25 protein-coding genes are annotated in these 23,533 nt (G+C 68.1%); 8 read left to right on the forward strand and 17 right to left on the reverse strand.

What is annotated here, in order from left to right:
• Positions 1-17: 17 nt before the first annotated feature.
• The 5 genes from sufD to D1793_RS01635 form a co-directional block, all read right to left on the reverse strand.
• Positions 18-1,364 carry a Fe-S cluster assembly protein SufD gene (gene sufD / locus D1793_RS01615; protein ID WP_119020588.1) on the reverse strand — a complete coding sequence of 449 codons (1,347 nt, stop codon included), beginning with the start codon at positions 1,362-1,364 and terminating at the stop codon, positions 18-20.
• A complete protein-coding gene (gene sufC / locus D1793_RS01620) occupies positions 1,361-2,113 on the reverse strand; it encodes a Fe-S cluster assembly ATPase SufC (RefSeq protein ID WP_119020589.1) in 753 nt (250 codons plus the stop codon). Before sufC ends, sufD begins: the two co-directional genes overlap by 4 nt.
• Positions 2,114-2,145: 32 nt before the next feature.
• Positions 2,146-3,588, reverse strand: a complete 1,443-nt coding sequence (gene sufB / locus D1793_RS01625; RefSeq protein ID WP_119020590.1) for a Fe-S cluster assembly protein SufB — start codon at positions 3,586-3,588, stop codon at positions 2,146-2,148.
• Between the two features lie 68 nt (positions 3,589-3,656).
• The gene (locus D1793_RS01630) at positions 3,657-4,121 is read right to left on the reverse strand and encodes an SUF system Fe-S cluster assembly regulator (protein ID WP_110070469.1); all 465 of its coding nucleotides are present in this window, start codon (positions 4,119-4,121) and stop codon (positions 3,657-3,659) included.
• A 220-nt stretch (positions 4,122-4,341) separates the two neighbouring features.
• On the reverse strand, positions 4,342-4,683 hold the full coding sequence (locus D1793_RS01635) for a zinc ribbon domain-containing protein YjdM (RefSeq protein ID WP_119020591.1): 342 nt from the start codon (positions 4,681-4,683) through the stop codon (positions 4,342-4,344).
• Positions 4,684-4,824: 141 nt separating this feature from the next.
• Here D1793_RS01635 and D1793_RS01640 point away from each other — a divergent pair, with 141 nt between their 5' ends.
• From D1793_RS01640 to D1793_RS01650, 3 genes are all read left to right on the forward strand, one after another.
• Positions 4,825-5,733 (forward strand): complex I NDUFA9 subunit family protein, encoded by a 909-nt coding sequence (locus D1793_RS01640; protein WP_119020592.1) that lies wholly within the window; start codon positions 4,825-4,827, stop codon positions 5,731-5,733.
• An 88-nt stretch (positions 5,734-5,821) separates the two neighbouring features.
• On the forward strand, positions 5,822-6,877 hold the full coding sequence (locus D1793_RS01645) for an SO_0444 family Cu/Zn efflux transporter (protein ID WP_119020593.1): 1,056 nt from the start codon (positions 5,822-5,824) through the stop codon (positions 6,875-6,877).
• 13 nt (positions 6,878-6,890) lie between these two features.
• Complete coding sequence (locus tag D1793_RS01650; RefSeq protein ID WP_119020594.1) at positions 6,891-7,529, forward strand: DsbA family protein; 639 nt, start codon at positions 6,891-6,893, stop codon at positions 7,527-7,529.
• A gap of 30 nt (positions 7,530-7,559) precedes the next feature.
• On the opposite strand, the gene gloA is transcribed toward D1793_RS01650, so the two are convergent.
• The 3 genes from gloA to D1793_RS01665 form a co-directional block, all read right to left on the reverse strand.
• Complete coding sequence (gene gloA, locus D1793_RS01655) at positions 7,560-8,093, reverse strand: lactoylglutathione lyase (RefSeq protein ID WP_119020595.1); 534 nt, start codon at positions 8,091-8,093, stop codon at positions 7,560-7,562.
• 76 nt (positions 8,094-8,169) lie between these two features.
• Positions 8,170-9,753, reverse strand: a complete 1,584-nt coding sequence (locus D1793_RS01660; RefSeq protein WP_119020596.1) for a GMC family oxidoreductase — start codon at positions 9,751-9,753, stop codon at positions 8,170-8,172.
• Between the two features lie 59 nt (positions 9,754-9,812).
• On the reverse strand, positions 9,813-10,379 hold the full coding sequence (locus D1793_RS01665) for a twin-arginine translocation signal domain-containing protein (protein ID WP_119020597.1): 567 nt from the start codon (positions 10,377-10,379) through the stop codon (positions 9,813-9,815).
• 252 nt (positions 10,380-10,631) lie between these two features.
• Here D1793_RS01665 and D1793_RS01670 point away from each other — a divergent pair, with 252 nt between their 5' ends.
• Positions 10,632-10,916 (forward strand): ribbon-helix-helix domain-containing protein, encoded by a 285-nt coding sequence (locus tag D1793_RS01670; protein WP_119020598.1) that lies wholly within the window; start codon positions 10,632-10,634, stop codon positions 10,914-10,916.
• Positions 10,917-11,061: 145 nt separating this feature from the next.
• Here D1793_RS01670 and D1793_RS01675 read toward each other — a convergent pair whose 3' ends face one another.
• The 3 genes from D1793_RS01675 to D1793_RS01685 all read right to left on the reverse strand — a co-directional run bounded on the left by D1793_RS01675 (position 11,062) and on the right by D1793_RS01685 (position 13,060).
• Positions 11,062-11,550: an Hsp20/alpha crystallin family protein gene (locus tag D1793_RS01675; RefSeq protein WP_119020599.1), complete on the reverse strand. Its 489-nt coding sequence runs from the start codon at positions 11,548-11,550 to the stop codon at positions 11,062-11,064.
• A gap of 173 nt (positions 11,551-11,723) precedes the next feature.
• Complete coding sequence (locus D1793_RS01680) at positions 11,724-12,482, reverse strand: VIT1/CCC1 transporter family protein (protein ID WP_119020600.1); 759 nt, start codon at positions 12,480-12,482, stop codon at positions 11,724-11,726.
• A gap of 47 nt (positions 12,483-12,529) precedes the next feature.
• A complete protein-coding gene (locus tag D1793_RS01685) occupies positions 12,530-13,060 on the reverse strand; it encodes a hypothetical protein (RefSeq protein WP_205527609.1) in 531 nt (176 codons plus the stop codon).
• A 159-nt stretch (positions 13,061-13,219) separates the two neighbouring features.
• Here D1793_RS01685 and D1793_RS01690 point away from each other — a divergent pair, with 159 nt between their 5' ends.
• Entirely contained in the window at positions 13,220-14,485 is a 1,266-nt protein-coding gene (locus D1793_RS01690) for a M20/M25/M40 family metallo-hydrolase (RefSeq protein WP_119020601.1), read from the forward strand.
• A gap of 208 nt (positions 14,486-14,693) precedes the next feature.
• On the forward strand, positions 14,694-14,942 hold the full coding sequence (locus D1793_RS01695) for a hypothetical protein (protein ID WP_119020602.1): 249 nt from the start codon (positions 14,694-14,696) through the stop codon (positions 14,940-14,942).
• A 114-nt stretch (positions 14,943-15,056) separates the two neighbouring features.
• Here D1793_RS01695 and D1793_RS01700 read toward each other — a convergent pair whose 3' ends face one another.
• Positions 15,057-15,962, reverse strand: coding sequence for a ribose-phosphate diphosphokinase (locus tag D1793_RS01700; protein WP_119020603.1), 906 nt, complete (start codon positions 15,960-15,962; stop codon positions 15,057-15,059).
• Position 15,963: 1 nt separating this feature from the next.
• Complete coding sequence (locus D1793_RS01705; protein WP_119023535.1) at positions 15,964-17,541, reverse strand: thymidine phosphorylase family protein; 1,578 nt, start codon at positions 17,539-17,541, stop codon at positions 15,964-15,966.
• Between the two features lie 180 nt (positions 17,542-17,721).
• On the opposite strand from D1793_RS01705, the gene D1793_RS01710 reads away from it, so the two are divergent.
• On the forward strand, positions 17,722-18,657 hold the full coding sequence (locus D1793_RS01710; RefSeq protein ID WP_119020604.1) for a 2-dehydropantoate 2-reductase: 936 nt from the start codon (positions 17,722-17,724) through the stop codon (positions 18,655-18,657).
• Between the two features lie 12 nt (positions 18,658-18,669).
• Here the strand turns inward: D1793_RS01710 and D1793_RS01715 are convergent, their stop codons facing one another.
• Both D1793_RS01715 and D1793_RS01720 read right to left on the reverse strand, forming a co-directional pair.
• Positions 18,670-19,041, reverse strand: coding sequence for a DUF393 domain-containing protein (locus D1793_RS01715; protein WP_119020605.1), 372 nt, complete (start codon positions 19,039-19,041; stop codon positions 18,670-18,672).
• Positions 19,042-19,048: 7 nt separating this feature from the next.
• On the reverse strand, positions 19,049-19,528 hold the full coding sequence (locus tag D1793_RS01720) for a YbhB/YbcL family Raf kinase inhibitor-like protein (RefSeq protein ID WP_119020606.1): 480 nt from the start codon (positions 19,526-19,528) through the stop codon (positions 19,049-19,051).
• Between the two features lie 70 nt (positions 19,529-19,598).
• Between D1793_RS01720 and D1793_RS01725 the strand changes: the two genes are divergently transcribed.
• Positions 19,599-20,063 (forward strand): flavodoxin family protein, encoded by a 465-nt coding sequence (locus D1793_RS01725; protein ID WP_119020607.1) that lies wholly within the window; start codon positions 19,599-19,601, stop codon positions 20,061-20,063.
• A gap of 74 nt (positions 20,064-20,137) precedes the next feature.
• Here D1793_RS01725 and fadA read toward each other — a convergent pair whose 3' ends face one another.
• Both fadA and fadB read right to left on the reverse strand, forming a co-directional pair.
• A complete protein-coding gene (gene fadA, locus D1793_RS01730) occupies positions 20,138-21,316 on the reverse strand; it encodes an acetyl-CoA C-acyltransferase FadA (RefSeq protein ID WP_119020608.1) in 1,179 nt (392 codons plus the stop codon).
• A 31-nt stretch (positions 21,317-21,347) separates the two neighbouring features.
• Positions 21,348-23,525, reverse strand: coding sequence for a fatty acid oxidation complex subunit alpha FadB (gene fadB / locus D1793_RS01735; RefSeq protein ID WP_119020609.1), 2,178 nt, complete (start codon positions 23,523-23,525; stop codon positions 21,348-21,350).
• Positions 23,526-23,533: the final 8 nt, after the last annotated feature.

Below are 23,533 nucleotides of genomic sequence, written 5' to 3' on the forward strand. Positions count from 1 at the left end.
CCTCGTCGGGGGCGCGCTCACTCGTCGCCCAGGGCCGCGGCGGCTTCCACCAGCCCGGCCAGGTTGAAGCGCTCCGGCAGCTTGCCGGCCACCGCCAGCTCCACGCGCTCGGAAATCGCATCCAGGCTCACCGCCTCGAGCACCTCGCCGGCGAAGGCCAGGGTCAGCAGGCCACGCGCGGTCTGGCGGTCGATGCCGCGGGCGCGCAGGGCGTAGATCGCCTCCTCGTCGAGCTGGCCGGTGGTGGTGCCATGGGAGCACTTGACGTCGTCGGCGTAGATCTCGAGCTCCGGCTTGGCGTCGATCTCGGCACGGTCGGAGAGCAGCAGGTTGGCGTTGCTCTGGTAGCCCTCGATCTTCTGGCTGTCGCGCTTGACCACCACCCTGCCGTTGAACACGCCATGGGCGCGGTCGTCGAGGATGCCCTTGTAGTTCTCGTTGGAGTAGGTGTGGGGCGCGTTGTGGTTGGCCACGGTGTGGCTGTCCACATGCTGGCGGCCCTGCCCGTAGAAGAGGCCGTAGAAGTTGGCGGTGGCGCCCTGACCGTTGAGCTCGCTGATCAGGTCGGTACGCACCAGGCCGCCGCCCAGGTTCAGGTTGAACGAGGTGTAGGTGCTGTCGCGGCCCTGCTCCACGTGGATGCTGGCCACGTGCAGGTCGGCCAGGGGCGCCTCCTGCAGCTTGTAGTGGGTCAGGATCGCGCCGCGGTCGAGCATGATCTCCGCCACCAGGTTGGTGAAGTTGGCCGCGGCCTCCTCCCCCACGTGGTGCTCGATCAGGGTCGCCTGGCTGCGACCGCCGGCCTCCACCAGGATGCGCGGATGGCTCATCACCGCCCGCTCGCCGGCCCGGGAGAGGAACTGCAGGATGATCGGCTTCTCTACCACGGTGCCCGGCGCCAGGCGCAGCACCGCGCCCTCCTCCATGAAGGCGGTATTGAGCGCCGAGAAGGGCGAGAAGTCGACACCGGTTAGCCGGCCCAGGGGGCCACCCACCGCCTCGTGGTTCTCCTCCAGGGCTCGTGAGAGCGGCAGCAGCGCCACGCCGGCCGGCAGGCCGTCGAGCTGGGAGAGCACCGCCGAGAAGTGACCGTCGACGAAGGTCAGCCGATGGGCGTCGAGAGGCAGCGTCAGCGCCGCGGCACTGGCCTGGGAGAACTCGGCGTCCTCGGCCAGGGCGAAGTCGCCCCGGGCGATGGCGCGCACGTCGGTGTACTTCCAGGCCTCGTCGCGGCGGGTCGGAAAGCCCAGCGCCTCGAAGCGCGCGGCCCCGGCCTGGCGCCGGGCGGCGATCCAGGTCGGCTCAGGCCCGCGCCGGGCGCCGAGCTCGGCCAGGCGGTCGAGAAAGGTCTGAACATCGCTCATGCAGCGGTCTCCTCCAGCACCCAGTCATAGCCGCGGGACTCGAGCTCGAGGGCCAGGTCGGCGCCGCCGCTCTTGACGATGCGGCCGTCCACCAGCACGTGCACCTTGTCCGGCACGATGTAGTCGAGCAGGCGCTGGTAGTGGGTCACCAGCAGGATGCCGCGATCCTCGGCGCGCAGGCTGTTGACGCCGTCGGCGACCACCTTCATGGCGTCGATATCGAGGCCGGAATCGATCTCGTCGAGCATGGCGAGCTTGGGCTGCAGCACCAGCATCTGCAGGATCTCGTTGCGCTTCTTCTCGCCGCCGGAGAAGCCTTCGTTGACGGAGCGCTGCAGGAAGCTGGCGTCCATCTTCATCTCGGCGATCTTCTCCTTGACCAGCTTCAGGAACTCCGGCGCCGGGATATCCTCCTGACCGTTGGCGGCCCGCTTGGCATTGAGCGCCGCCTTGAGCAGGTAGATGTTCTTCACCCCGGGGATCTCCACCGGATACTGGAAGCCCAGCAGCATGCCGGCCAGGGCCCGCTCCTCGACCTCCATCTCCAGCACGTCCTGACCCTCGAAGGTGATCGAGCCTTGCGTGACCTCGTAGCCCTCCTTGCCGGCGATCACCGCGGAGAGGGTGGACTTGCCGGCGCCGTTGGGGCCCATGATGGCGTGCACTTCGCCGGCATTGATGGTCAGGGTAAGGCCCTTGAGGATTTCCTTGCCCTCGACCGTGACGTGCAGATCCTTGACTTCGAGCATCTTCATTACCTTTGAATTCTGAAAATGGGGGATTAGCCGACCGCGCCTTCCAGGGTGACACTCAGCAGCGCCTCGGCCTCCACGGCAAACTCCATTGGCAGCTCCTGGAAGACGTCCTTGCAGAAGCCGTTGACGATCATGCTCACCGCGTCCTCCTCGGAGATGCCGCGGCTCTGGCAATAGAAGAGCTGATCCTCGCCGATCTTGGAGGTGGTCGCCTCGTGCTCCACGGTGGCGGTGCTGTTGCCGATCTCCTGATAGGGGAAGGTATGGGCACCGCACTGGTCGCCGATCAGCAGGGAGTCACACTGGGTGAAGTTGCGCGCCCCCTTGGCACGGGGCCCGATCTTCACCAGGCCGCGGTAGGACTGGTTGCTGCGGCCGGCGGAGATCCCCTTGGAGATGATGCTGGAGCGGCTGCCCTCGCCGATATGGATCATCTTGGTGCCGGTGTCGGCCTGCTGGCGGCCGTTGGTCACCGCCACGGAATAGAACTCGCCGATGCTGTCCTTCCCGCGCAGCACGCAGGAGGGGTACTTCCAGGTGATGGCGGAGCCGGTCTCGACCTGGGTCCAGCTGATGCGCGAGCGGTCGCCGCGGCAGTCGCCACGCTTGGTGACGAAGTTGTAGATGCCGCCCTTGCCGTCCTCGTCGCCCGGGTACCAGTTCTGCACCGTGGAGTACTTGATGTAGGCGTCGTCCAGGGCCACCAGCTCGACCACCGCCGCGTGCAGCTGGTTCTCGTCACGCATCGGCGCGGTGCAGCCCTCGAGGTAGGAGACCTGGGCGCCCTCCTCGCAGATGATCAGGGTGCGCTCGAACTGGCCGGTGTTGGCGGCGTTGATACGGAAGTAGGTGGAGAGCTCCATGGGGCAGGTCACGCCCTTGGGCACGAAGACGAAGGAGCCGTCGGTGAACACCGCGGAGTTGAGCGCCGCAAAATAGTTGTCGGTCACCGGCACCACGGTGCCCAGGTACTGCTTGATCAGCTCGGGATAGTCCTTCACCGCCTCGGAGATGGAGCAGAAGATCACTCCTGCCTCGTAGAGCTTCTCCTTGAAGGTGGTGGTCACCGAGACGGAGTCGAATACCGCATCCACCGCCACGCCGGCGAGTGCCGCACGCTCGTGCAGGGGAATGCCCAGCTTCTCGTAGGTCTCGAGCAGCTTGGGGTCCACCTCATCCAGGCTCTGGGGGCGATCCTCCGGGCGCTTGGGCGCGCTGAAGTAGGAGATCGCCTGGTAGTCGATGGGCGGATAGTCGAGATGGGCCCAGGAGGGCGGCGTCATCGTCAGCCACTTGCGGTAGGCCTCCAGGCGCCAATCCAGCATCCACTCGGGCTCGCCCTTCTTCTTCGAGATGAAGGCGATGGTGCCCTCGTCGAGGCCTGGTGGCAACGTGTCGCTCTCGATGTCGGTCACGAAGCCTTCCTTGTATTCGCGACGGACAAGCTGTTCCATTTCCTGACTTGCCATGATGTCTCCCCTCCCCGGGCGGTTGGGCCGGCGAGCCAGGCTCGCCGCTTTGGATTCGGTAAGGCGACTCAGGCCGTGTCGGCGGCCAGGGTCACGCTCTGGATGGGCAGCTGCACCGGCAGCTTGATCGGCGCGGTGTCGGCCAGGTGGGCCAGGGTCACGCTGTCGAGCAGGGTGCGCACGGCCAGCGACACCCGCTGCCAGTTGTCGGCGACGCCGCAGGTGGCGGCCAGGTCGCAGTCGCCCTCGGCATGGCTGCATTCGGTCATGGCCACCGGGCCCTCGATGGCGGTGATGATGTCGATGGCGGTGATCCTGGATGCCGGCCGCGCCAGGGAGTAGCCCCCCTGGGCACCGCGCCGCGACTCCAGGAGTCCCGCCTTGACCAGCATCTTGAGGGTCTTGGAGACCGTGGGATGCGGCAGCTGCACCGCCTCGGCCAGCTCCCCTGCCGCATGGGAGTGCTCCGGATGACGGGCAATCTGGGCCATCACCACGGCGGCATAGTCCGTCAGCCGCGAAAGCTTGAGCATGCTGCCCTCCTCGGTGGCGCGCGGCCCGAAGGGGCCGCGCCTCGATTGGGGACCATTTTAGTCCTGTATCGAGCCGATGTGAAGAGCACCAGAGCGTTTGCAGGGTCCTGCGGGGAAGATGCCGGCACGTTCGCCGCCGATCCCATCAATAACGACAATCGTTCTCATTGGGCAGGATTATCGGTGGGAGGCCGGCTTGACGCTTATGCCTTTTTGACGCTTATGCTTTTTTGACAAACGCGGACTTCAGCTTCATGGGGCCGATGCCGTCGACCTTGCAGTCGATATCGTGGTCGCCCTCCACCAGGCGGATGTTCTTGACCCGGGTGCCCACCTTCACGACCAGAGACGAGCCCTTGACCTTGAGGTCCTTGATGACGGTCACGGTGTCGCCATCGGCCAGGGGGTTGCCGTTGGCGTCGCGCACCTGGGGGGCCTGGTCGGCCACGTCGGTGGCGGCGTCGCGGGACCACTCGTGACCGCACTCCGGGCAGACATACTGCAGGCCGTCGTCGTAGGTGAAGGCGGAATCACAGGCGGGACAGTGAGGAAGGTCGCTCATGGCGGGCTCCGGCAAGGATGGAAGGAAGCGGCCAAGCCTACACCGCCCCGCGGGCGCTCTCCAGCCGTGACCCACCGGACATGACGCCCTACCGCGAGCCTGGCAGGATAGGGGCTTTCCCGGCAGCACGAAGGACGCGACATGCAGGAGGCCCCCACCACGGTCGTCGGCGGCACCGGCTTTCTGGGCCGCGCCATCGTGCGCGAACTGGTGGAGGCCGGCCGACCGGTGCGCATCGCGACGAGGCGCCCGCGCCTGCCCGACTGGCTGGAAGCCGGTGACCGCGTGGAGGCCGTGGCCTGCGACCTGCGCGACGAGCCGCAGGTCGCCGCTGCCCTTGCCGGCAGCGGCGCGGTGATCAACGCGGTGAGCCTCTATGTGGAACGGCCCCGTGCCGGCCTCACCTTCGAGGCGATCCACGTCGCGGGCGCCGAGCGCCTGGCGCGTCTCGCTCGGGAGGCCGGCGTGAGCCGACTGGTGCATGTCTCCGGCATCGGTGTCGCCGAGCGCTCCCCCTCCGCCTATGTGCGTGCCCGCGCCGCCGGGGAGCGTGCCATGATCGATGCCCTGCCCAAGGCGATCCTGCTGCGCCCCGCGGTGCTGTTCGGCCCCGACGACGCCTTCCTCACGGCGCTGGTGCGCCTGGCACGGCTGCCGGCCTTCCCCCTGTTTGGCCGCGGCAGCACCCGGCTGCAACCGGTGCACGTGGATGACGTGGCGCGTGCCGCGGTGCGCCTGAGCGGCGCACGTCCGCTGGAGCGCCGACTGTTCGAGCTGGGCGGCCCGGAGCGGCTCACCTACCGCCAGATCGTCGAGCAGGTCCTGGCCCACCTGGCGTGCCGGCGCCACCTGCTGCCGGTGCCCTTTGCGGCCTGGCGCCTCGTGGCTGCCCTGCTCGCCCCCCTGCCCTCGCCGCCGCTGACCCGGGACCAGGTGATCCTGATGCAGCAGGACACCCTGGTCGGCGAGGACGTGGGCACCTTCGACGACCTGGGCATCGTGCCGCGCACCTTACATGACAGCCTGCCGGCCTGCCTGGCCGCCGGCTGAGCGCACCGCGCCCCCGCATTTCCCCTCGCTCGCCTGCGGGCCGTGATAGGATGCCGCCCAAGCCCCTGCCCGCCTTCTGGAGCCCACCATGACACTGTTGCTGGCCATCCTCGATGTCGCCCTCTCGGCCGCTCCCTGGCTGCTGCTGGGCCTGGGTATCGCCGGCCTGATCAAGGGAGTGATCTCCGAGGCCGCCCTGACGCGCTGGGTAGGCGGCCAGGGCCTTGGCAGCGTGGCCCGCGCCGCGGTGATCGGTGCCCCGCTGCCGCTCTGCTCCTGCGGCGCCATTCCCACCGCCCTGGCCCTGCACCGCGGAGGGGCCGACCGCGGCCCCACCACCGCCTTCCTGATCGGCACGCCGGGCATCGGCATCGACTCCCTGACCATCAGCTACGCGCTGCTGGGCCCCTTCATGGCCCTGGCGCGAGGCGTCAGCGCGGTGCTGACCGCCATCGTCACCGGGCTGCTGGTGGGGCGCACCCACGTCGCCGAGGCAACGGCACCCGCCTCGGCGGCGAGCTGCGGGGGAGGCTGCGGCAGCGGCTGCGGAACCCGGGCCTCGCCCAGTCCGGCGCCTGCCACCCTGGGGCGCCGGCTCCGCGCCGGGCTGAGCTATGCCTTCAGCGACATCCTCGACGACATCAGCCTCTGGCTGCTGGCCGGCCTGCTGGTGGCCGGGGCGCTGATCGCCCTGGTACCGCCTCAGCAGCTTGCCGGGCTGGGCAGCGGCCTGGGTGCCATGCTGGTGATGGCTGTGATCGGCATCCCCATGTACCTGTGTGCCACCGCCGCCACGCCGATCGCCGCCGGCCTGCTGCTGGCCGGGGTCTCCCCGGGCACGGTGCTGGTCTTCCTGATCGCTGCACCGGTGACCAGCCTGGCGACCCTTGGCGTGTTCCGCCGTGAGATGGGCAACCGAGCGCTTGTGGCCTATCTGGCCGGCATCCTGGCAAGCACCGTGCTGCTGGGCCTGGGCGTGGACCTGCTGGCCGGCTGGTGGGAACTCGACATACCGCTCCAGGTGGCCCGGGTTCAGGAGCTGCTGCCCACCTGGCTGGAAGCGCTGGCGCTGATCGTGCTGGTGGTCCTTGCCGTGAGGCCACTGCGTCACCGCCTGGCCGCCCGCCTTTTCCTGCCAAACTGAACGGGGAGTCTCCATGACCCAGCCGCGCATCACGCTCGACGTCTTCAGCGACTATGTGTGTCCCTTCTGCTACCTGGAGATGCCGGAGCTCGACGCCCTGGCCGAGCGCTTCGGGGGGAAGGTGACGATCCGCTGGCGCGCCTTCGAGCTGCGTCCCGCCCCCGAGCCGACCCTCGACCCGGACGGCGACTACCTGCATGACATCTGGGGACGGGCCGTCTACCCCATGGCGACCGAACGCGGCATGACCCTGCGGCTGCCGCGGATTCAGCCGCGCTCACGGCTGGCCCACGAGGCGGCCGCCTGGGCCGAGGCACAGGCGGCCGATCACCCCGGGGCGGGCGACGCCATGCGCAGGGCGCTGTTCCGCGGTTTCTTCGAGGCGAGCCTGGACCTGGCCGACCCCCAGGCCCTCGCCCGGCTGGCCGAGACCCTGGCGCTAGACGGCAGCGCCCTGCACCAGGCGCTGGAGCAGGGTACCTATCACCAGGCGGTGATGGACGACCAACGCACCGCCCGCGACCTCGGCATCCAGGGCGTGCCGGCGCTGCGCTTCAGCCTGGACGGCGAACACGCCGGCGTGCTCGAGGGCGCCCAGCCCCGCCGCCAGCTGTTCCTGGCCACGCAGCGGCTGCTCGACGCCCTGGGGTAATCGGCCGACCAGGACCGATGGCTTTGGGGATCAATCGCCCAGAGAGGCGAGGCGGTCAGCCTGGACCACCTCGATCCAGTAGCCGTCGACATCCTTGACGAAGACCACGTCCTTCATCTTGCCCTGGTCACTGCGCTTGATGAACTCGATGCCGTTGCTGTCGAACCAGGCTTCTGCAGCCTCGAGGTCCGGCACCGAGAAGCAGATATGACCGAAGCCCTGAGGCTGGGCGTTGCCGTCATGGTAGGCAAAATCGGCCTGCGTCTCGGTGCCCCAGTTGTGGGTCAGCTCCAGCAGGCCGCGCTGGCTGAAGGTCCAAACCGTACGTTCGCCCACGCTCTCGGGGACCACCTCGTCCGCCTCCAGCTTCGCCAGGAAGTAGAGGGAGAACTGCATCTCCTCGAAGTCCAGCCGGCGCAGGACGCGCATGCCGAACACCCGGGAATAAAAGGCCAATGCCTTCTCGGGATCCTTGACCCGCAGCATGGTGTGGTTGAGACGAAAGCCGTCGGAATCGGCAGTGGCGGCCTGCACGCCGGGGTGTTGCTCGCCATAAAAGCTCATGGAGTCTCCTTCTGGAATCAATATGGGGGCATGAAGGGGATGGGCAGCCCCCGGCCATGGCCGGGGGCAAAAGGGATCAGACCTCGCCGCGCAGCATCAGCTGGCCGATGTGTTCGGCCTGGCGTATCGCCAGCGAGACGATGGTCAGGGTGGGGTTCTCCGCCGCCGAGGTGGTGAACTGGCTGCCATCCGAGATGAAGAGGTTAGGGATCTCGTGGGCGCGGCCATAGGCGTTGCAGACGCCATCCTCGGGGCGTTCGCTCATGCGGCAGGTGCCCAGATTGTGGGTCGAGGGATAGGGCGGCACCTCGTAGACATCCTTCGCTCCCACCGAGCGGTAGAGCTCTGTACCCTGTCGGTAGCCGTGCTCGCGCATGGCAACGTCGTTGGGGTGGTCGTCGTAGTGGACATTGGCCACCGGCAGGCCGAATCGATCGGTGACCTCGGGATTGAGGGTGATCCGGTTACCCTCCTGGGGCAGGTCCTCGCCCACCAGCCACATGCCGGCCATGTGGTCATACTGGTCAAGGGCACCGGTGAAGCGTGGCCCCCAGGCACCAGGGTCGAGGAAGGCTGCCATGAACGGTAGGCCCAGAGCCAGAGTCTCCATCTCGTAGCCGCCGACGAAGCCACGCGACGGGTCATGGCGCGCCTCATCGGCGATGATGCCGGCCATGGTGGTGCCCTTGTACATATGGACGGGCTCCTCGAAGGTGGCGTAGACCGAACCGGTCATGTGGCGCATATAGTTGCGCCCTACCTGCCCTGAGCCGTTGGCCAGACCCGACGGGAATAGGTTGCTGGCGGAGTTGAGCAGCAGCCGCGGCGTCTCGATCGAGTTACCGGCCACCGCGACCAGACGCGCCCTCTGACGCTGCTCGCGGCCTTCGGCATCGAAGTAGACCACGGCCGTGACCTTGCCGCTCTCGTCATGCTCGATGCGCGCCACATGGGACTCCGGGCGAAGCTCGAGATGGCCGGTGGCAATGCCCTTGGGAAGCTCGGTGTAAAGCGTCGACCACTTGGCACCGGTCTTGCACCCCTGGAAACAGAAGCCACGCTGCTGGCAGGCGGCGCGCCCGTCACGCGGCTCACTGTTGATTGCCATGTGGCCGGTATCGCAGGAGTACCCCATCTTCTGGGCACCGGCATACATCACCTTGAAGTTGTTGTTGCCGGGCAGACCCTTGTTGCCGTTTGTGCGGGTTACACCCATGCGCTTCTCGGCGCTTTCATAATAGGGGGCCAGGTCATCATAGGTAAGCGGCCAGTCGAGCAGGTTGGCTCCTTCGACCTCGCCATAGGTGGTGAGCGCCGCAAACTCGTGGGGCTGGAACCGGAGGCTGGCCCCGGCCCAGTGGACGGTGGTGCCGCCCACCGACTTGACGATCCACGCTGGCAGATTTGGAAAATCCCGCGCCAGGCGAAAACTGCCGGAGGTGGTGCGCGTGTCGAGCCAGGCGAGTTGGGCAAAGGACGCCCACTCGTCGGCCAGAAAGTCCGCGGTGGTGTGCAGCGCACCTGCCTCCAGCACCACCACATCGATGCCCTGCTGGGCCAGCTCGTTGGCCAGGGTGCCGCCCCCGGCGCCGGACCCGATCACCACCGCGACGTTCTCATCGTCATGGGCGAAGGTCTGCTGATTATCGGTCATTGCCATCGTGGCGTCTCCGGATACGTTGTTGTTGTCTTAATCGTGGCAGCCGAACCACCGCAGGCTCAGCCCGCGCTCTCGTAGGGCAGGTAGCCGCCCTGGGGCTTGGGCGGCTCGGGCAGCCAGGTCAGGTCGTTGAAGCCCTTGGAGAGGTAGCCACCATCGCCTTCGGCTCCGCCATATCCGAAGTGGACATAGGCCAGCGGATTATCATAGAGCGATACCACCGCATCGCCGCGGACGGTCTCGAAGAAGGCGCCGCCGGCCATCGGGGCCAGATGCTCGAGTCGTGCGGCGTCGTCCAGTGCCAGCCAGTCGCCCCCGGCGGCCATATCTAGTGCGTCCATGCCCTCCTTGAGGAGGGCATGCAGGGAAGCATCGGCCGCCTTGCGATCCAGGCTCTTAACGACCATCGCGTAGACGGCATCCTCCAGGTCCGGATGCGGGAAGATCTGTCGTGTGATGGCGAGCAGCATCTCGCCCTGACGCGAGCTGAGCGACTCCAGGGACAGCGCCCAGCTGCGGGAGGGCGCGAGCAGGGCAATCGGGCCGCTGGCAAAGGCCAGGGTACCGGCCAAGACACCACCGCTGGCCTTGAGGAAGACTCGGCGGGATAGGTTGGGGGAATGCATGGCGAGCTTCTCCAGGGTGAGTGCGCAGTCGCATAAGATTCGCCTGCGCCTGGTCTCTTGTTGTTGTCGGGGTGCCAGATGCATCGGTCACCTCGCCCGAGAATAGGCCGTCAATAGACGATCCGGGTAACAGTGGAGTACTACATCGACGATGGTCTAATGCTCAAGGGTCGCAACAGGGAGCAATGTCGGGGAAAGTCGGAAACCGTTATGTCGCCGGCCTGTGGCCTTCGCCAGCGGAGGGGAGTAATCATGTGTCATGTCTACGCATCCACTGACCCCGAGCGTTACGAGTGCACCACTCGCTCGGTGCGCCTTCAGGGCAGCGTCACAAGCGTTCGGCTGGAGAACGAGTTCTGGCAGATCCTCGACCTGCTGGCCCACGACCAGCAGCTTTCCACTGGTCAGTTCATCAGCGAGCTCTATGGTGAAGTGATGGCCACTAAAGGCGCCGTACCCAACCTGGCCTCGATGCTGCGCGTCGCCTGTGCCGTCCACCTGCATATCCGGGCTGAACCCGCAGCACGAAGCGCCTGACGCCTCCCGTGACGACTGATGCACTTGGCTGCCGTCATGATGATGGTGCTCCAGAAGCAGTCTCGACGCATGAGGAAACCAGGCGTGTCCCGGCTGTCGCCGAGGCACGCCTTGAGTAGGGTTCGTCGAGGGGGATGAAAGGCCGTCACTTCACCTCGATCTTGCGCCGGCTGGCCCGTTTCAGCTTCGGAAGGGTCAGCTCGAGGATGCCGTTCTTGAAGCTCGCCTCGCCCCCCTCCGTGTCGATATCGCCGGGTAGCGTCACGGTGCGCGAGAAGGAGCCGCTGGAGATCTCGGAGCGGAAGTATTCCCCCTCCTCCTCCTTGTGCTCCTGGCGGTGCTCGCCCTTGATGGTCACGCTATGGTCGCTGACCGATACCTCGAGATCCTCGCGCTCGAAGCCGGGGACCTCTGCACGCACCAGCACCTCGGCGTCGCGTTCGATGACATCGACCCTGGGCATCCCCTTCTCGAAGGCGGCAAAACGCTCCCACAGCGGGTGATCGCGGCGCAGCATCGGCATCCAGCCCCGATCGAAGACACTGTCGAAGAAACGATCAAACTCGTGGAAGGGACTGACTCCCCGAGATTCCGACTGGACGGCGGGGGAGACTTCCTTCGGCTTCTTGGCCATGGTGGCGCTCTCCTGGTTCCTGGAAAGACATGCTGAGACAAGGCCGGGCCCGACGCCCAAGCCGGTAATGCCCGAGCGGCGTATGCCGCACCAGATAGCGTAGACCAGCGCCGACGCTTCGCCTTGATACAGCTCAATAGCCGACGATGCCCGCCTGGCACGCCGCGTCCGCGTCACACCCCGATGCCGAACAGCGCCTGGGCGAGATGTCCGGTGAGGAAGGCCAGCCCCGCCGCCGCACCGCCCATCATCAGGGTACGCAGTCCGGAGGCGAACACCGGCTGGTGATAGATCAGGCTCTTGCCCATGCCGATCAGGAAGAACATCAACGCCGCCAGCCCCAGGCTCGCCAGGAACTGCCGGGTGATGGACAGCCCCGGCAGGGCGTAGGGCAGCAGCGGCACGGCACCGATCACCAGGAAGGCCGTGAAGGTCACCAGGGCCGAGCGCAGTGGGCTCAGCCCCTCGGTCTGCAGGCCATGCTCCTCGTGCAGCATGGTCTCCACCCAGACCTCCCGGTCAGCGCAGATAGTGTCCACCACCCGCTCCAGGGTCTCGCCCTCGAAGCCCTTGCGCCGGAAGATCTGACGGATCTCCTCGCGCTCGCCCTCGGGCACCACCTCGATATGGCGGTGCTCGTCATCGCGCACCCCATCGACATGTTCCCGTTGGGCCTTGATCGCCTCGTAGTTGCTGATGGCCATGCTGAAGCCATCCGCCAGCAGGTTGGCCAATCCCAGCACCAGGGCCACCGTGGCCGAGAAGCCCGCGCCGAAGGCACCCGACACCACCGCGAAGGTAGTCACGCAACCATCGATGCCACCGAGGATCGCATCGGGCAGGTTCCGGCCCCGGGTCGGCTGGCGCAGCCGGCGTCGGATCGCCTCAGGCCGGTGCGACGCCTCGAGGGACTGGCGGTCCTGACGCTGCATGCTCACCTCCTGGCAGTCTGGGCGCCTAGGGTTCGGCGCCTGGCGGACTACTCCCAGCGCCAGCCCTGTCGCTGCCACCAGGCCCGGGCCAGGGCGAGATTCTCGGCGTTGTGGCGCGGGTCCAGCACGCTGCCAAGTTCGAGGGTATCGCCGCCGGTGGCGGCCATCAGCGACGGGTCCTGGGAAGCCAGCATCAGCGCATAGAGCGCCAGCATCAGCTCGTACTCGTCCGAGGACTCGAGCCGCGCGGCCAGCAGGGGAATGGCCGGCTCGCCGATCTGCCCCAGCCGCTCCGCCGCGATGTACCAGGGCCGCGGATGCTCCTCCCCGCCGTAGGTGGTGACGAAACGACGGTCCGGCAGGCGGCTGATGTAGTAGTGGGCCTCATCTTCCACCCCGCTGAAGAGTGGCGGGAGCCAGTCGCGCTCCTCGACACCCACACCCGGCACTGCCGCCACCGGTGGCGGCGCCGGCTCCGCCGCGGGGCGCTCGGCGGGTGCCGGCGGTGCCCCGGCGCAGCCTGCCAGCAGCAGAGCGGCCAGTCCGAGGGGTAACAGCGGCGACATCCTTGATGACATCCCTGACTCTCCTTCTCATGCACAAGCGGTTGAGGACAACCCGCTCAGCATAGCCTGACCGATGGCAGGCGTGGCAGCCCTTCAGGCGTGGACAGACCGTCGCCGCATCGGGGTGGTAAGCTCCGGGACGATGATCTCACCCCGAAGAGAGGGAACACGATGAGCGATACCCCCTGGACAGAGCCCATGCCCGAGCCGCAGTTCGAGCTGATGCGACGCCTCCTCGCGGCGCCAAGCCCCGTGGGCCTGGAGGCCGCCATGACCTACGGCGTGCTCAAGCCCCACTTCGAGAGCTTCGCCCCGCCGGGCTGGCAACTGCACCAGTTCAAGGGCCATGCCGGCGTGGTGCTGGACACCCACCCGGGCCGCGACGACCTGTTCAAGGTGATGGTGATCGGCCACGCCGACAAGATCCGCATGCAGGTGCGCTCCATCGGCGAGGACGGCAAGATCTGGATCAACACCGACGCCTTCCTGCCCAACGTGCTGATCGGCCACGAGGTCACGCTATTCAGCGAGGATCCCCAGGCCCCCGGTCGCTACCGGCGCATCGAGGGCGGTACCGTGGAGGCGCTGGGCGCCATCCACTTCTCCGACCCGGCCCAGCGCGACGGCAGCAAGGGCATCAAGAAGGAGCAGATCTACCTGGACCTGCAGATCCACGGAGAGAACAAGAAGCAGCAGGTGGAGAACCTGGGCGTGCGTCCCGGCGACTCGATCCTCTTCAACCGCCCCATTCGCCACGGCTTCAGCCCGGACACCTTCTACGGCGCCTACCTGGACAACGGCCTGGGCTGCTTCGTCACCGCCGAGGTGGCACGACTGGTCGCCGAGGCGGGAGGCACCGAGCAGGTGCGGGTGATGTTCGCCATCGCCAGCTACGAGGAGATCGGCCGCTTCGGCAGCCGCGTACTGGCCGGCGAGCTCCGTCCCGACGCCATCATCGCCGTGGACGTGAACCATGACTACGTGGCGGCCCCGGGCATCGGCGACCGTCGCATGCAGCCGCTGGAGATGGGCAAGGGGTTCACGCTGTCGGTGGGCGCCATCGCCAGCGAGCAGCTCAACCGGATCATCGAGACCACCGCCCGGGAGCACGGCATCCCCATGCAGCGGGACATCGTCGGCGCCGACACCGGCACCGACGGCATGGCCGGGGTGCTGGCCGCCGTGGACTGCGTGGCCACCTCCATCGGCTTCCCGATCCGCAACATGCACACCATCTCCGAGACGGGCAACACCCGCGATGTGATGGCGGCGATCCACGCCATCACCCGTAGCCTCCAGGCACTGGACGCCCTGCCCGATCCCCATCGGGAGTTCCTCGACAACCACCCGCGCCTAGACCAGGCCGGTGCGCTGGGCCACCAGGGAGCGGACAAGCCGGAGCCCGACGCCGAGAAGGCGGGCGCCGGCACCCGATAGCCGGCAGGCGCAGGACGCGCCAGGGCCCCGGGGCATGCGCTGCACGGAACCGCGCCGGGGCCCCCTCGTTATCGGCATTCCTCATGCCGGCCAGGAATGATGTCGTGGGCGCATGGGCCGTGACACAACGGAATCCGGATTCGCTTACGAGGCCTGCGGCGAATGGCTACCATGCCCGCATATCCACACACCAGCCCATGTGAGCGCCATGAAATCCTTCCTCGTCGACGTCTTCGCCATCCACTCTCGCGGCCAGGAGATGCACCTTGGCGGCGGCCTCTTCCATGCCGCCAGCGCCATCGAGGCCGAGGCCATGGCCACCGAGGAGTTCTGGGCCGCCGATCTCGCCGACCGCGGCTTCGAGATCGGCTTTCGCACCGACACGCCGGAGCGTGGCCAGCAGGTGATGTCCCTGGAGCGCCTTCGGGCCGCTACCACCGGCGCCCTCTACGCCTGACGGCAGCCGAGCCATTCCCCATCCGGGTGACCAAACGAGCACACCCAGCGGGGCACGAGAGAGACTCTCGTGCCCCGCTGGCATTGTGGCGCCCTCGTTATCGCTGTCGCCCGGCTACGGCCGGGAGCCCAGCACCCCGGCCAGCGCCTCGGCCAGCACCGGTGCCATGGCGATGGCGTTGCTGTCATGGGCGATGCAGTCGGTGCTCCACACCTCCCCCACGCCGGCCTCGCGGATCACCGCCAGGGCATCGCCGGCGAACAGCGCATGGGTCAGCGCCACGTCCACCGAGGCCGCTCCGGCGGCCTTGAGCGCCTCGGCGGCTCGGGCCACGGTATGGCCGGAGCTCGCCACGTCATCCATCAGCACCACCGCCCGCCCCGCCACCGGGGTATCGGGCAGGTGGATCTCCACGTCGCGGTCGCCGCGGCGCACCTTGCGGCAGGTGGCATGGTCGAGGCCGGTCAGCGCCGCGGCCTGGGCCACCCACTGCAGCGCCTCCTCGTCGGGCCCCAGCAGCAGCGCCCCGGGGCGCTTCTCGGCGATCAGCTCGGCCAGCCGCGGGGCCCCGGAGAGCGCTATGGCATGCTCGATGGGAATCGCCTGGTCGAGCCGCTCGATGCGGTGCAGGTGGGGGTCCACGGTGATCACCGCGTCGACGAGCTCCGCCAGGAAGCCGCCGACGATGGTCTGGCTGACGATCTCGCCGGGGTGGAAGGCGATGTCCTGACGCATGTAGGCCAGGTAGGGCGCCACCAGGACCAGGCGAGTCACCCCCTGGCGGCGGGCGTGGCGCGCCAGCAGCAGCAGCTCGACCAGCTTGTCGTTGGGGCGGTCCAGGCTGCGATAGAGCACCAGGGTCTCGGGAAACGCCTGCGCCTCGGCGAAGGGCAGCGTGATCCGCACTTCCGCGTCAGGGAAACGGTGGCGCTCCACCTCGCGAGCCGCCAGGCCGCATGCCCCGGCCAGGCGTCGCGCCGGCTCGGCCTCATCGGCGAAATGCAGCAGGGCAGCGTCCATGTCACATCTCCACGTTGAGGCGGGTCAGCTGGTCGCGATGGCCCAGCGTGAAGCCGCTGTCGCGCTCGCTGGAGCGGTGGGCCAGCGCCAGCTCGTTGCGGAAGGCGGCGTAGACGGTATAGAGCCGCTGTCCCGCCCTGACCTCGTCGCCGATGCGCACCGCCAGGTCGACCCCTGCGCCGGTCGCCTTGGGCGCACCGGCGAGCCGCGCGATACGCGCCAGCTTGAGATTGTCGATGGCGATCACCACGCCGTCCTCGGGGGCCAGCACCTCGAAGACGTGTGGGGCCAGGGGCGGGCTGTCCGGATCGAAGGGTCTGGCGCCCTGGGCCGCGATGATCGCCTGCATGCGCTCCAGGGCACGGCCGGAGTCGAGGATGTCCCGGGCGATGCCGAAACCGTCGCCACCGCGCACGTCGGGGTCAAACTCGAGCATGCGACCGGCCAGGCGCAGCGCCTTCTGGCGCAGGTCCATGGGGGCCTCCGGGTGGTTGGTGAGCACCCGCATCACGTCGCGGGCCTCAAGCACCGGGCCGATGCCGGCGCCGATGGGCTGGCTGCCATCGGTGATCACCACGTCCAGGGTCAGCCCCATGCGCGCCGCGACAAATTCGAAGAGCTTGCGCAGGCGCCGTGCCTCGGGCATGGAGCGCACCTTGGCGTGGGGCCCCACCGGGATATCGAGCAGCAGGTGGGTGGAGCCGGCGGCCACCTTCTTGGAGAGGATCGAGGCGACCATCTGGCCAGGCGAGTCGATGGAGAGGGGGCGCTCTACCGAGATCAGCACGTCGTCGGCCGGGGAGAGCTGGCTGGTACCGCCCCAGGCCAGGCAGCCGCGATGGGTGCGCACGATCTTCTCGAGCTCGTCGAAGGGCAGATCGACGTTGGCCAGCACGTCCATGGTGTCGGCGGTCCCCGCCGGCGAGGTGATGGCCCGGGACGAGGTCTTCGGGCAGAGCAGGCCGTGGGCGGCGACGATGGGCACCACCAGCATGGAGGTACGGTTGCCGGGGATGCCGCCGATGCAGTGCTTGTCCACCACCGGGTGCTCGTGCCAGTCGAGGCGGCGCCCCACGCGGCACATAGCGTCGCTCAGGTAGTAGATCTCCTCGCGGTCCATCTCGCCCAGGTCGCAGGCCACCACGAAGGCGGTCAGCTCGATCTTGGAGTAGCGCAGCTCGGCGATGTCCTGGACGATGGCCCGGAAGTCCTCGCGGGTCAGCCGCTCGCCGTTGATCTTGCGGTGCAGCGCCGGGATCGAGGCCGGTGGCTCGGCCTGGGAGACGCTCACCGGCTGCCCCTCCTTCACGTTCAGGGCGGCGAAGGCGTCCTCCGAGAGGCCGAGCTGCTGACAGTCGACGATGGCCGGGTCATCCACCACGTTGAGGCTGGCCAGGATGCGCTGGCCGTTGGCGCGCACCTCTACCTTGGAGAGCGCCTGGAAGCCCTCGGCGCGATAGAGGTCGCAGTCGCGATGCAGGTAGGCGACGTTCTCGCGGTAGGTGTCGATGCCCACGCGCTTGAGCGTGAGGGGGGAGAGGACATCATCGAGGACGGCCTGGGTCTTGGATCGTGTCATGGGCTCTTCCATGCAGCGTGGCCGACCGGCGCCTGGGCCTCCTGCCACGCGGACTCGAGATGGTCCCATCCTAGCAGCCGCCCCGGGGAGCGTCACCGGCGCAAGGCCAAGGTCGCGATGTGACACCCGCGATTCGGGTGTAGGCTGTCAGTCGGTCCAGGCAATCACGAGGGAGAGACAATGCGAGTGGCGATCATGGGCAGCGGCGGCGTGGGCGGTTACTTCGGTGCACGCCTGGCAGAGGCCGGACACGACGTGACCTTCATCGCTCGGGGCGAGCACCTTGCCGAGATGCAACGCCATGGCCTGCGGGTCGAAAGCATCGAGGGCGACCTGCACCTGGCCCAGGTGAAGGTCAGCGACGACCCGAGCCGAGTGGGCGCCGTCGATGCGGTCCTGGTGGCCGTGAAGTCATGGCAGGTTGCCGAGGCGGCGCGGGCGATCCGGCCGATGATCGGCCCGGACACCTTCGTGGTGCCGCTGGAGAACGGCGTGGAGGCCGCCGACACCCTCGCCGGCATCCTCGGCCAGGCCCATGTGCTGGACGGCCTCTGCGGCATCCTCGCCTGGCGAGAGGCCCCCGGGCATATCCGCCACGCCGGCGTCTCGCCCTTCGTGCGCTTCGGCGAACGCGACAACCGCCGCAGCAAGCGCGCCCTGCGTCTCAAGGCCGCCTTCGACCAGGCCCGGGGCGTCACCGCCGAGATCCCCGATGACATCCAGGTGGCGGTGTGGAGCAAGTTCCTGTTCATCTGCGCGATGAGCGGCATCGGCAGCGTGACCCGAGCGCCCATCGGGGTGACCCGCACCCTGCCCGAGACCCGCACGATGATCGAGCAGCTGCTGGCCGAGATCGAGGCGGTGGCCCGCGCCAGGGGCGTGGCGCTGCCGGAGGATGCCGCGGCCCGCGCCCTGCGCTTCATCGACGCCCTGCCCGAGGCGAGCACCGCCTCCATGCAGCGCGACATCATGGCCGGCCTTCCCTCGGAGCTTGACGCCCAGAACGGCGCCGTGATGCGCCTCGGGCGCGAGGCCGGCGTGGCCACGCCGGTCAACGCCATGGTCTACGCCGCTCTGCTCCCCCAGGAGAGGGCCGCCCGGCACATCACCGGGTGATCGGCCAGCGGCTCAGGGCAGGCGCCCCTCCCGGGCCAGCCGCCGCCGCACCCAGCCATCGTAGAGCTTGCGCAGCATCGGCTTGAGCCCGGGCAGGCCGATCAGCCAGGCCAGGGGCCTGAGGCGAGGCACCCGGCGCATCAGCAGGATATAGGCGTCGATGCCCTCCCGAAGGGTGCCGTCGGCCTCCTCCACGTGTAGCGAGAGCAGCGCCGCCTGGGGGTCGACGCCCATGTCGCGCAGCGTCTGCTGGTATTCGGTCACGTCGCACCAGCGCACGCTCTCCCCCAGCTCGCCGGCCCAGCGCTCGTAGCGGGCGCGATCGTGCCGACAGCCGGGGCAGAGCCCGTCGTAGTAGACCCGAAGCGGGGCCAGCGGGGACACCCTCGCCTCAGCCGCGCCGATAGGTCCCCACCAGGCGGTTCATGCCCAGCAGGTGGGGTTCGACCTTGACCAGGAGGTCATGGAGCCTGAGCCCCTCCGGCAGGTCATCGGTGGGCTTGTCCAGCGCCAGCAGCCAGAAGTAGTAGCGGTGGAACCCATGCCCCTCGGGGGGCATGGGACCACCGTAGCCCAGCTTGCCGAAATCGTTCTTGCCCCGGGTGCCGACGCGGGTGGCCTCCTCCAGGCTGGTGACGGAGGCCGGGATGTTGTAGAGCACCCAGTGCACGAAGCCATAGGTGCCGTTCTGCACCAGCGGCGCGTCCGGGTCGTGGCAGATCAGCGCAAATCCCCTGGTGCCTTCGGGCGCCCCCTGCCAGACCAGCGCCGGCGAGATGTCGTCTCCCTCGCCGGTGTGCCTGGCGGGAATGGCGCCGCCGTCGTCGAAGACGGGGCTAGTGAGTTGCAGGGTCGACAGGGCAAAGGCCATCGGTGATCCTCCTTGGATAAACCGGGAAAAGTGCCGGTTCAGCGTGGGAAACAACGAAGGAGCTGTCAACATGCCCAGGCGCCTGCTGATCGTGGCCCATGCCCCCTCTCCCAACACCCGGGCCCTGGCGGAGGCGGCCGAGCGCGGCGCCTGCCACCCCGAGATCGGGGGCGTCGAGGTGGTGGTAAAGGCACCGCTCGACGCCGGACCCGACGACGTCCGCGCCTGCGATGCCATCCTGCTCGGCACCACCGAGAACCTCGGCTACATGGCGGGGCTGACCAAGGACTTCTTCGATCGCTGCTACTACCCGGTGCTGGAGGAGACGCAGGGACTGCCCTGTGCGCTCTATGTGCGCGCCGGCCATGACGGCACCGGCACTCGCCGCGCCATGGAGAGCATCGTCACCGGGCTGCGCTGGCGCTGGGCACAGGAACCGCTGATCCTGCGCGGTGAGTGGCAGGCGGGCTTCGCCGAGCAGGTGGAGGAGCTCGCCATGGCCATGGCCGCGGGGCTCGAGGCGGGCATCCTCTAGCACCCCACGCGGCCCACAACGACAGCGGCAGCGCCCGAGGGCGCCGCCGCTGTCTGTCGGATGGCCGTAAGCGCCTACTTCAGGCGCTCGAACACCGTGGCCACGCCCTGCCCCATGCCGATGCACATGGTAGCCAGGCCCAGGGTGGTGTCGCGCTGCTGCATGACGTTGAGCAGGGTGGTGCAGATTCGCGTGCCCGAGCAGCCCAGCGGGTGGCCCAGCGCGATGGCGCCGCCGTTGAGGTTGACCTTGTCGTCCATGGCATCGAGGAAGCCGAGGTCCTTGAGCACCGGCAGGCCCTGGGCAGCGAAGGCCTCGTTGAGCTCGACGGTCTGGATGTCGTCGGCGGTGAGGCCGGCGGCCTTCAGCGCCTTCTTCGAGGCCGGCACCGGGCCGTAGCCCATGATGGAGGCGTCGCAGCCCGCCACCCCGGTGGAGAGCACCCGAGCGATAGGCTCGAGGCCCAGCGCCTGGGCGCGCTCATGGCTCATCACCAGCATACCGGAGGCACCCACCGAGAGCGCCGAGGAGGTACCGGCGGTCACGGTGCCGCTCCGGGGGTCGAAGACCGGCTTGAGCTGGGCCATCTTCTCGAGGCTGGCATCGGCGCGAATCACCTCGTCGCGCTTGAACAGGATCCTGAAGCCGCGCTCGTCGTGGCCCTCGACGCCGATGATCTCATTGTCGAAGTAGCCCTTCTCCATGGCGGCCTGGGCGCGCTGGTGGGAGCGCACGCCGAAGGCGTCCTGGTCCTCGCGGGAGATGCCGTGCATCTTGCCCAGGAGCTCTGCGGTCAGGCCCATCATCATCGCCGCCTTGGCGGCATGCTTGCTCACCGACGGGTTGACGTCGACGCCGTGCATCATGGAGACATGCTCCATGTGCTCCACGCCACCGACCATGTAGACGTCGCCCATGCCGGCCCTGATGTTGGCCGCGGCGAGATGCAGCGCGCTCATGGAGGAGCCACACAGCCGGTTGACGGTCTGGGCCGGCACGCTGCGCGGAATGCGGGTCATGATGGCCGCGTTGCGGCCCACGTTGTAGCCCTGCTCCAGGGTCTGGTTGACGCAGCCCCAGATGATGTCATCGATCTCGCTGGGGTCGACGCCGGCGTTGCGGTCCAGCAGCGCCTCCATCACCGCGGCGGAGAGGTTCTCGGCGCGCACGTGGCGGAAGGCGCCATTCTTGGCCTTGGCCATGGCGGTGCGCACGCCGTCGACCACCACGATATCTCTCGGGTTCAAGCTCATCGTTCTGTTACTCCTGTTCGTGGTGGTGGGCTCAGGCCTGGGCCGGGGCGGCGTAGAAGGTGTCGCCGGCAGCGGCCATCTCGCGCAGCTTCTCGGTGGGGGCGTAGAGCGGCCCCAGCTCCTCGGCGAGGTCGTCGGCCAGCTTGACGAAGGCCTCCACGCCCATGGCGTCGACATAGCGCAGCGCACCGCCGCGGAACGGAGGGAAGCCGATACCGTAGATCAGCGCCATGTCCGCCTCGGCGGGCGTGCCGACGATGCCGTCCTCCAGGCAGCGCACGGTCTCCAGGCAGAGCGGCACCATCATGCGACTGATGATCTCCTCGTCGGAGAACTCGCGGCTCTCCTTCGCCACGCTCTTGACCAGGGCGATGGCGGCCTCGTCGCTGACCTTCTTCGGCTTGCCCTTGCGGTCCTCCTCGTAGGCGTAGAAGCCCCTGTCGTTCTTCTGGCCCAGGCGGTCGTTCTCGAACATCGCCTGGATGGCGCTCTTCTCGCCATTACCGCCCAGGCTGCCCATCCGCTCCGGGAAGCCCTCAGCCATCACCTCGCCGGCGTGCACGGCGGTGTCCATGCCCACCACGTCGAGCAGGTAGGCGGGACCCATGGGCCAGCCGAACTTCTCCATGACCTTGTCGACCCGCTGGAAGTCGGCCCCCTGAGCCATCAGCTGGCTGAAGCCGCCGAAGTAGGGGAAGAGCACGCGGTTGACCAGAAAGCCCGGGCAGTCGTTGACCACGATGGGGGTCTTGCCCATGGCGCGGGCGTAGGCCACGGTGGCAGCCACGGCGGCATCGCTGGTCTTCTCGCCGCGGATCACCTCCACCAGCGGCATGCGGTGCACCGGGTTGAAGAAGTGCATGCCGCAGAAGTTCTCGGGACGCTTGAGGCTCGAAGCCAGGCGGGTGATGGAGATGGTGGAGGTGTTGGAGGCCAGGATGGTCTCATCGCCCACCAGCCCCTCGACTTCGGAGAGCACCGCCCCCTTGACCTTGGGGTTCTCGACCACCGCCTCGACCACCAGGTCGACGCTGCCGAAGTCACCATAGGTCAGCGTCGGGCGGATATTGGCCAGCTTCTCCGCCATCTGCTCGGGGGTGAGCTTCTTGCGCTCCACCTGCTTGGTGAAGAGCTTGCGCGCCTCCTTGAGCCCCAGCTGGATTGCCTCCTCCTTGATGTCCTTCATCAGGATCGGGGTGCCCTTGGAGGCGCTCTGGTAGGCGATGCCGCCGCCCATGATGCCGGCGCCGAGCACGGCGGCCTGCTTGACCGGGCGCGCCTGCTTCTCGAACTGGCTGCCCTTCTTCTTGACCACCTGATCGCTCATGAAGAGGCCGACCAGGTTGAAGGCCACCTCGGTCATGGCCAGCTTGGCGAAGGCCTTGGCCTCGATGGCCTGGGCCCGGGCGCGCTCCTCGCCGGCCCCCTTCTGGATCACCTTGATCGCCTCGACGGGCGCCGGATAGTGGGGCCCCGCCTTGCCGGCCACGTAGCCCTTGGCGGTCTCGAAGGCCATCATCTGCTCGATGGGCCCGAGCCTGAGCGGCTGCATCTTCTCCTCGCGGCGCGCGCGGTAGTCCAGCTCGCCGGCGTTGGCCCGGGCGAGAATGTCCAGCGCGGCGGCCTCGAGCTGCTCACCCGGCACCACGGCATCCACGGCCCCCACCTTGAGAGCGGCATCGGCCCGGTTCTGGGTGCCACCGGCGATCCACTCGATGGCGTTGTCGGCGCCGATCAGGCGCGGCAGGCGCACGCAGCCGCCCCACCCGGGCAGGATGCCGAGCTTGGTCTCGGGCAGGCCGATCTGGGCCTTGTCGCCCATCACCCGGAAGTCGGTGGTCAGGAGCACTTCGCAGCCGCCGCCCAGGGCCAGACCGTTGATGGCGGTAACGGTGGGAAAGGGGAGGTCCTCGATGGCATTGAAGATGCCGTGAACCCGGTGCAGCATCGACTCGAGGAACTCGCCGCCCTTGCCGAACATGGCCTGGAACTCGGTGATGTCGGCACCGACGATGAAGGCTTCCTTGGCGCTGGCCAGCACCAGTCCGGCCAGGCCGCTCTCGGCCTGAATGGCCTTGACCGCCTGCTCCAGCTCGGCGATCACCGCGCTGGAGAGCTTGTTGACCGACTCGCCCTGCAGGTCGAAGGTGAGCGTGGCGATATCGTCGCCGCCGCGCGTCACCGTGATGGCATTGCCCTGATAGATCATCCGCGAAT

It is taken from the genome of Halomonas sp. JS92-SW72 (assembly GCF_003547075.1).
Lineage (GTDB): Bacteria > Pseudomonadota > Gammaproteobacteria > Pseudomonadales > Halomonadaceae > Halomonas > Halomonas alkalicola.

Excerpts from the sequence above, each read along its gene's own strand:
- sufD (WP_119020588.1), bottom strand. The coding sequence starts at position 1,364 with ATGAGCGATGTTCAGACCTTTCTCGACCGCCTGGCCGAGCTCGGCGCC.
- sufC (WP_119020589.1), bottom strand. The coding sequence starts at position 2,113 with ATGCTCGAAGTCAAGGATCTGCACGTCACGGTCGAGGGCAAGGAAATC.
- sufB (WP_119020590.1), bottom strand. The coding sequence starts at position 3,588 with ATGGCAAGTCAGGAAATGGAACAGCTTGTCCGTCGCGAATACAAGGAA.
- D1793_RS01630 (WP_110070469.1), bottom strand. The coding sequence starts at position 4,121 with ATGCTCAAGCTTTCGCGGCTGACGGACTATGCCGCCGTGGTGATGGCC.
- D1793_RS01635 (WP_119020591.1), bottom strand. The coding sequence starts at position 4,683 with ATGAGCGACCTTCCTCACTGTCCCGCCTGTGATTCCGCCTTCACCTAC.
- D1793_RS01640 (WP_119020592.1), top strand. The coding sequence starts at position 4,825 with ATGCAGGAGGCCCCCACCACGGTCGTCGGCGGCACCGGCTTTCTGGGC.
- D1793_RS01645 (WP_119020593.1), top strand. The coding sequence starts at position 5,822 with ATGACACTGTTGCTGGCCATCCTCGATGTCGCCCTCTCGGCCGCTCCC.
- D1793_RS01650 (WP_119020594.1), top strand. The coding sequence starts at position 6,891 with ATGACCCAGCCGCGCATCACGCTCGACGTCTTCAGCGACTATGTGTGT.
- gloA (WP_119020595.1), bottom strand. The coding sequence starts at position 8,093 with ATGAGCTTTTATGGCGAGCAACACCCCGGCGTGCAGGCCGCCACTGCC.
- D1793_RS01660 (WP_119020596.1), bottom strand. The coding sequence starts at position 9,753 with ATGGCAATGACCGATAATCAGCAGACCTTCGCCCATGACGATGAGAAC.
- D1793_RS01665 (WP_119020597.1), bottom strand. The coding sequence starts at position 10,379 with ATGCATTCCCCCAACCTATCCCGCCGAGTCTTCCTCAAGGCCAGCGGT.
- D1793_RS01670 (WP_119020598.1), top strand. The coding sequence starts at position 10,632 with ATGTGTCATGTCTACGCATCCACTGACCCCGAGCGTTACGAGTGCACC.
- D1793_RS01675 (WP_119020599.1), bottom strand. The coding sequence starts at position 11,550 with ATGGCCAAGAAGCCGAAGGAAGTCTCCCCCGCCGTCCAGTCGGAATCT.
- D1793_RS01680 (WP_119020600.1), bottom strand. The coding sequence starts at position 12,482 with ATGCAGCGTCAGGACCGCCAGTCCCTCGAGGCGTCGCACCGGCCTGAG.
- D1793_RS01685 (WP_205527609.1), bottom strand. The coding sequence starts at position 13,060 with ATGTCATCAAGGATGTCGCCGCTGTTACCCCTCGGACTGGCCGCTCTG.
- D1793_RS01690 (WP_119020601.1), top strand. The coding sequence starts at position 13,220 with ATGAGCGATACCCCCTGGACAGAGCCCATGCCCGAGCCGCAGTTCGAG.
- D1793_RS01695 (WP_119020602.1), top strand. The coding sequence starts at position 14,694 with ATGAAATCCTTCCTCGTCGACGTCTTCGCCATCCACTCTCGCGGCCAG.
- D1793_RS01700 (WP_119020603.1), bottom strand. The coding sequence starts at position 15,962 with ATGGACGCTGCCCTGCTGCATTTCGCCGATGAGGCCGAGCCGGCGCGA.
- D1793_RS01705 (WP_119023535.1), bottom strand. The coding sequence starts at position 17,541 with ATGACACGATCCAAGACCCAGGCCGTCCTCGATGATGTCCTCTCCCCC.
- D1793_RS01710 (WP_119020604.1), top strand. The coding sequence starts at position 17,722 with ATGCGAGTGGCGATCATGGGCAGCGGCGGCGTGGGCGGTTACTTCGGT.
- D1793_RS01720 (WP_119020606.1), bottom strand. The coding sequence starts at position 19,528 with ATGGCCTTTGCCCTGTCGACCCTGCAACTCACTAGCCCCGTCTTCGAC.
- D1793_RS01725 (WP_119020607.1), top strand. The coding sequence starts at position 19,599 with ATGCCCAGGCGCCTGCTGATCGTGGCCCATGCCCCCTCTCCCAACACC.
- fadA (WP_119020608.1), bottom strand. The coding sequence starts at position 21,316 with ATGAGCTTGAACCCGAGAGATATCGTGGTGGTCGACGGCGTGCGCACC.
- fadB (WP_119020609.1), bottom strand. The coding sequence starts at position 23,525 with ATGATCTATCAGGGCAATGCCATCACGGTGACGCGCGGCGGCGACGAT.